The sequence below is a fragment of the Streptomyces sp. 13-12-16 genome, from assembly GCF_002114215.1.
Lineage (GTDB): Bacteria > Actinomycetota > Actinomycetes > Streptomycetales > Streptomycetaceae > Streptomyces.
On sequence record NZ_NCTE01000394.1, the window covers coordinates 1 to 5129 of the forward strand.

At 72.8% G+C, this 5129-nt stretch carries 5 protein-coding genes; 2 read left to right on the forward strand and 3 right to left on the reverse strand.

Features of this window, described 5'->3' with window-relative positions; translation table 11 throughout:
• On the forward strand, positions 1 to 1355 hold a 1355-nt coding region (locus B7767_RS16215; RefSeq protein WP_085572812.1), incomplete at its 5' end, for an alkaline phosphatase.
• Positions 1356 to 1374: 19 nt separating this feature from the next.
• Here the strand turns inward: B7767_RS16215 and B7767_RS16220 are convergent.
• A complete protein-coding gene (locus B7767_RS16220) occupies positions 1375 to 1950 on the reverse strand; it encodes a dienelactone hydrolase family protein (protein ID WP_085572815.1) in 576 nt (191 codons plus the stop codon).
• Positions 1951 to 2057: 107 nt separating this feature from the next.
• Here B7767_RS16220 and B7767_RS16225 point away from each other — a divergent pair, with 107 nt between their 5' ends.
• Positions 2058 to 3173 carry a mechanosensitive ion channel family protein gene (locus B7767_RS16225; protein WP_085572813.1) on the forward strand — a complete coding sequence of 372 codons (1116 nt, stop codon included), beginning with the start codon at positions 2058 to 2060 and terminating at the stop codon, positions 3171 to 3173.
• A gap of 7 nt (positions 3174 to 3180) precedes the next feature.
• On the opposite strand, the gene B7767_RS16230 is transcribed toward B7767_RS16225, so the two are convergent.
• Positions 3181 to 3921, reverse strand: a complete 741-nt coding sequence (locus B7767_RS16230) for an SDR family NAD(P)-dependent oxidoreductase (protein WP_085572814.1) — start codon at positions 3919 to 3921, stop codon at positions 3181 to 3183.
• 109 nt (positions 3922 to 4030) lie between these two features.
• Positions 4031 to 5129: sodium:proton antiporter (locus tag B7767_RS16235; RefSeq protein WP_085572816.1), on the reverse strand; the 1099-nt coding region annotated here is incomplete at its 5' end.

Consider the following 5129-nt stretch of genomic DNA (forward strand, 5'->3'; position numbering starts at 1 on the left):
CGGAGGGTTCGACCCTCGCCACCGCCGCCTCCGACCACACCGTCAAGGCGGACATCCGCGGTCTCCGTCCGGCCACCGACTACTGGTTCCGCTTCTCCGCCGGCGGCACCGACTCGCCCGCCGCCCGCACCCGCACCGCGCCGGCCGCCGACGCCGCCGTGACCGGGCTGCGCTTCGGCGTGGTCTCCTGCGCCAACTGGGAGGCCGGCCACTTCGCCGCGTACCGCCACCTCGCGGCCCGCGGCGACCTGGACGCCTGGCTGCACCTGGGCGACTACATCTACGAGTACGGCACCGGCGAGTACGCCGCCCGCGGCGAGACCGTACGGCCGCACACCCCCGCCCACGAGATCGTCACCCTCGCCGACTACCGGCTCCGGCACGCCACGTACAAGACCGACCCGGACCTCCAGGCCCTGCACGCCGAGGCGCCGGTCGTCGCGATCTGGGACGACCACGAGTTCGCCAACGACACCTGGTCGGGCGGCGCCGAGAACCACACCGAGGGCGCGGAGGGCGCCTGGGCGGCCCGCCAGGCCGCCGCCAAGCAGGCCTACTTCGAGTGGATGCCGGTACGGCCCGCGCTCGCCGGCACCACCTACCGCCGGCTCCGCTTCGGCAAGCTCGCCGATCTGTCCCTGCTCGACCTGCGTTCCTTCCGCTCCCCGCAGGTCTCCCTCGGCGACGGCGAGGTCGACGACCCGGACCGCACGCTCACCGGGCGCGCCCAACTGGACTGGCTGAAGGCGGGTCTGACGGCGTCCGACACCACCTGGCGGCTGGTCGGCACCTCGGTGATGATCTCGCCGTTCGCCCTCGGTTCCCTCCCCGCGAGCCTCCTCAAGCCGCTCGCGAAGCTGCTGGGCCTGCCGCAGGAAGGACTCGCCCTCAACACCGACCAGTGGGACGGCTACACCGACGACCGCCGCGAACTCCTCGCCCACCTGCGGGCGAACGCCGTCCGCAACACGGTCTTCCTCACCGGCGACATCCACATGGCGTGGGCCAACGACGTGCCGGTGAACGCCGGTACCTACCCGCTGTCGGCGTCGGCCGCCACGGAGTTCGTGGTCACCTCGGTCACCTCCGACAACCTCGACGACATCGTGAAGGTCCCCGAGGGCACCGTCTCCGCGCTCGCCGCACCGCTGATCCGGGCGGCCAACCGGCACGTCCACTGGGTCGACACCGACCGGCACGGCTACGGCGTACTGGACATCACCGCCGAGCGGGCGCAGATGGACTACTACGTGCTGTCCGACCGCACGGCGGCGGACGCCACGTCCGAGTGGGTCCGCTCCTACCGCACCCGCAGCGGCACGCAGAAGGTCGAGCGCGTCCACGACCCGGTGTGACGCCCCGCCGATCGCCGGCTCAGCCCTCCAGCGAGTCGAGGAAGCCGAGCGCCACCCGCCAGGTGGCCTCGGCGGCCTCCTCGTCCCAGTCCTCCAGGTCGGGGTCGGTGTAGAGGTGACCGGCCCCGGCGTACCTGTACATCTCGACCTCGGCGCCGATCCGGCCCATCCGCAGGTACCAGGCGGTGAGCCAGTCGTCCGTCTCGAACGGGTCCGGCTCGGCGACGTGCAGCTGCACCGGCAGTTCGTCCACCGAGGCGTTCTCCGCGATGTCCGACGTGCCGTGCAGGAGCAGCAGTCCGCGCGCCTTGTCGTCGCCGAGGGCCAGCGTCTGGGCGACGGAGGCACCGAAGGAGAACCCCGCGTACACCAGCCCCCGCTCGGAGTAGGGCGCGGCGGCCAGCACGGCCCGCTTCAGCAGCTCGTCCTTGCCGATCCCCTCCTTGTACGCCATGCCGTCCTCGACCGTGTCGAACGTGCTGCCCTCGAAGAGGTCGGGCGTCCACACCTCGTGTCCGGCCGCGCGCAGCCGGTCCGCGGCCCGGTGCACCGCGGGCCGCAGGCCGTAGGTCGAGTGAAAGAGCATGATGTTCATGCGGTCCATGGTGCCAGCCCGGTGTGACGGCGCCGGATCACGGCCCTACCCGCGATCGCGCGGAAGTCACATGTTCATGCCCGCGCGGGCCGGTTAGGTTCGGGGGCATGGATGACGTGCTCCGCCCATTGATCGTGGTCGGCGGCTCGGTCGTGCTCACACTGCTGCTCGGCTGGGCCACCGACCTGCTGCTGCGCAAGGCCGACGAACGCCACCCCGAGACTCCGCTGTGGGGTCTGCTGCGCCGCGGCCGGATCCCCTACCAGCTCGTGCTGTGCGCGGCCCTGCTGAGAGGGTCGTACGACCAGGCGGAACTGCTGCAGGACCACGAGGCCGCCGTCGGCCGGACCCTGACCCTGGTGCTGATCGGGTCGGCCGCCTGGCTGGCGATCCGGATCGCGGCCGCGGTCGTCGAGACCACGTACACGCGGTACGCCAGTACCCACCGCGAACGCGACCCGGCGCGGGTCCGCCGGGTGCGCACCCAGGTGACGCTGATCCGGCGGGTGGTCTCGGCGATCGTCGGCGTGGTGGCGGTGGCCGCGATGCTGCTGACCTTCCCCGCGATGCGGGCGGCCGGGGCGTCGCTGCTGGCCTCGGCCGGAATCCTCGGCATCGTCGCCGGTGTGGCCGCCCAGTCCACGCTCGGCAACATGTTCGCCGGGCTGCAGATCGCCTTCGGCGACATGGTGCGCATCGGCGACACGGTGGTCGTGGACGGCGAGTGGGGCACGGTCGAGGAGATCACGCTGACCTTCCTGACCGTGCGCACCTGGGACGAGCGCCGGATCACCATGCCGGTGTCGTACTTCACGTCCCAGCCGTTCGAGAACTGGTCGCGCGGGACGCCGCAGATGACGGGCACCGTCTTCTGGCACCTCGACCACTCGGCCCCGCTGGACGCGATGCGCGACAGGCTCCGCGACATCCTCCGGGAGTGCCCGGCCTGGGACGGCCGCGCCTTCAACCTGACCGTGACCGACAGCACGCCCAGCACCATGGAGGTGCGCGCCCTGGTGACGGCCAAGGACGCGGACGACATCTGGACGGTACGGGTCGCGGTCCGCGAGGAAATGATCCGCTGGCTGGCCGCCGACCACCCCTACGCGCTGCCCCGGGTCAACGCGGCCGACGCGGTGCCGCCGCCCGGCCGGCGCGATCACCGCTCCGCCGACGGCGTACCGGCGGCCCGCCGCGTGCACACCCATCCGAGGGAGCGCTGAGCGGGCCTCAGTGGCCGCGTTCGGCGCCGCCGTTGACCTGGACGATCTGCGAGGTGATGTGTGCGGCGCCCGGGGAGGCGAGCCAGTGCAGGGTCGCGGCGACGTCCCCGGGCGTTCCGGCGCGCCCGTCCAGGGTCTGGCCGATCAGCCAGGCGCGCAGTTCCCCGTCGATGCCGTCGCCGAAGAAGGCGGTGTCCTCGATGTAGCCGGGGGCGACCACGTTCACGGTGATGCCGTGCGGGCCCAGCGTCCGGGCGAGGGCGTGGGCGTACGGGTGCAGGCCGGCCTTGGCGGCCGCGTACGCCACCTGTCCGCGCCCCTGGTAGGCGGCGAGGGAGCTGAGGAACAGCACCCGTCCGCCGGGCTCGGCGAGCCGGCCGCGCAGGGCCTCGGTGAGCAGTGCGGCGGTCAGCAGGTTGAGCCGGAAGTTGACCGTCCAGGAGTGGGCGACGGCGTCGAGCGGGTCGTCGCCGTCGGCCGGGGGTTCGAGGAGCCCGTCGCCTCCGGCGCTGTGGACCAGCACGTCCACGGCCCCGAACTCCCGCCCCACGAAGCCGGCGACACCGCGCACGGCCTCGGGGTCGGCGAGATCGGCGGCGTACGTCAGGGCGCCCGGCACCCCGGCCCGCTCCAGCACGTCCTTGCGCCGCCCGAGCAGCAGCACCCGGTCCCCGTCGGCGGCGAACACCCGTGCGGTGGCGAGTCCGATCCCGCTGCCGCCTCCACTGATCACAACATTCCGAGTCATAACGGCACCTTACGAACGGAAAGCCGCCGAAGGTGCCAAGCTGCCGTGGGAAACGCCCGCTTCCCCACCGACCGGGACAGGCGGTGCACGGGTGGGAGACCCTGAAGCGTCAGCGCAGGCTGCGCACGTCCAGGTGCCGCAGCACCCGGTCCACGACCTCCGGATCCGCCCCCGCCTCGCTCCGCGCCGCCAGCACCTCGTGCCGGGCCGCGCTCAGCATCTCCCGCTGGATCCCCCGCACCCGCTTCAGCCGCCGCGCCCGCTGCCGGTGCGCCTCCCGCCGCTCGTCGTCCGCGAGGTCGGGACTGATCCGCACCCCGATGTCGAACGCGCTGCGCAGCATCTGCTCGGACAGGTCCTCCGGCAGCTCCTCGGCCTCCTCGATCTCGCGCAGCCTCCGCTTCGCCGCCTTCGCCGCCCGGACCGCCAGGTCGTGCTCGAGCTGCTTCTCCCGCCCGGTGTCGGCCCGCACCCCCAGCCGCCCCACCAGCCACGGCAGGCTCAGCCCCTGCACCAGCAGGGTCGCCATGATCACGCCGAACGCGATGAAGACGATCTCGCTCCGGCCGGGGAAGTCGCCCCCGGCGTCGGTCTCCAGCGGAATCGCCAGCGCCAGCGCGACGGAGGCCACCCCGCGCATCCCGGACCACCACATCACCACGGTCTCGCGCCAGCTCACCGGGATCTCCTCGGCGGTGTCCCGCGCGGCGTGCAGCCGTTTCGTCAGCCAGGTCGCCGGCAGCAGCCACAGCAGCCGGACCAGGACGACCACGCCCACGATCACCGCCGCCCAGCCGAGCAGCTCGCTCCAGTGGCCGGACGCGGTCCGCACCGCGTTGTGCAGTTCGAGCCCGACCAGCCCGAACGCGACCCCGGTGACGAGGGTGTCGACGATGTCCCAGAAGGTGTGCCCGGCCAGCCGGGTCATGACGTCGTCGGCGTCGGTGGCGTACTCGACGAGGAACAGCGCGGTGGTGAGCACGGCGAGCACGCCCGAGCCGTGCAGTTCCTCGGCCGTGACGTAGGAGGCGTACGGCACGAGCAGGCTCAGCCCGATCTGCAGGGTCGCGTCCCCGAGGAGATCCATCAGCTTGTTGGCGCCCCAGCCCAGGGCGAGCCCGACCGCCACCGCCACCACGGCCGAAAGCACCAGGTCGAGCCCGGCCTCCCAGGGCGAGAAGCCGCCGCTCACGGCGGCGGCGGTCGCC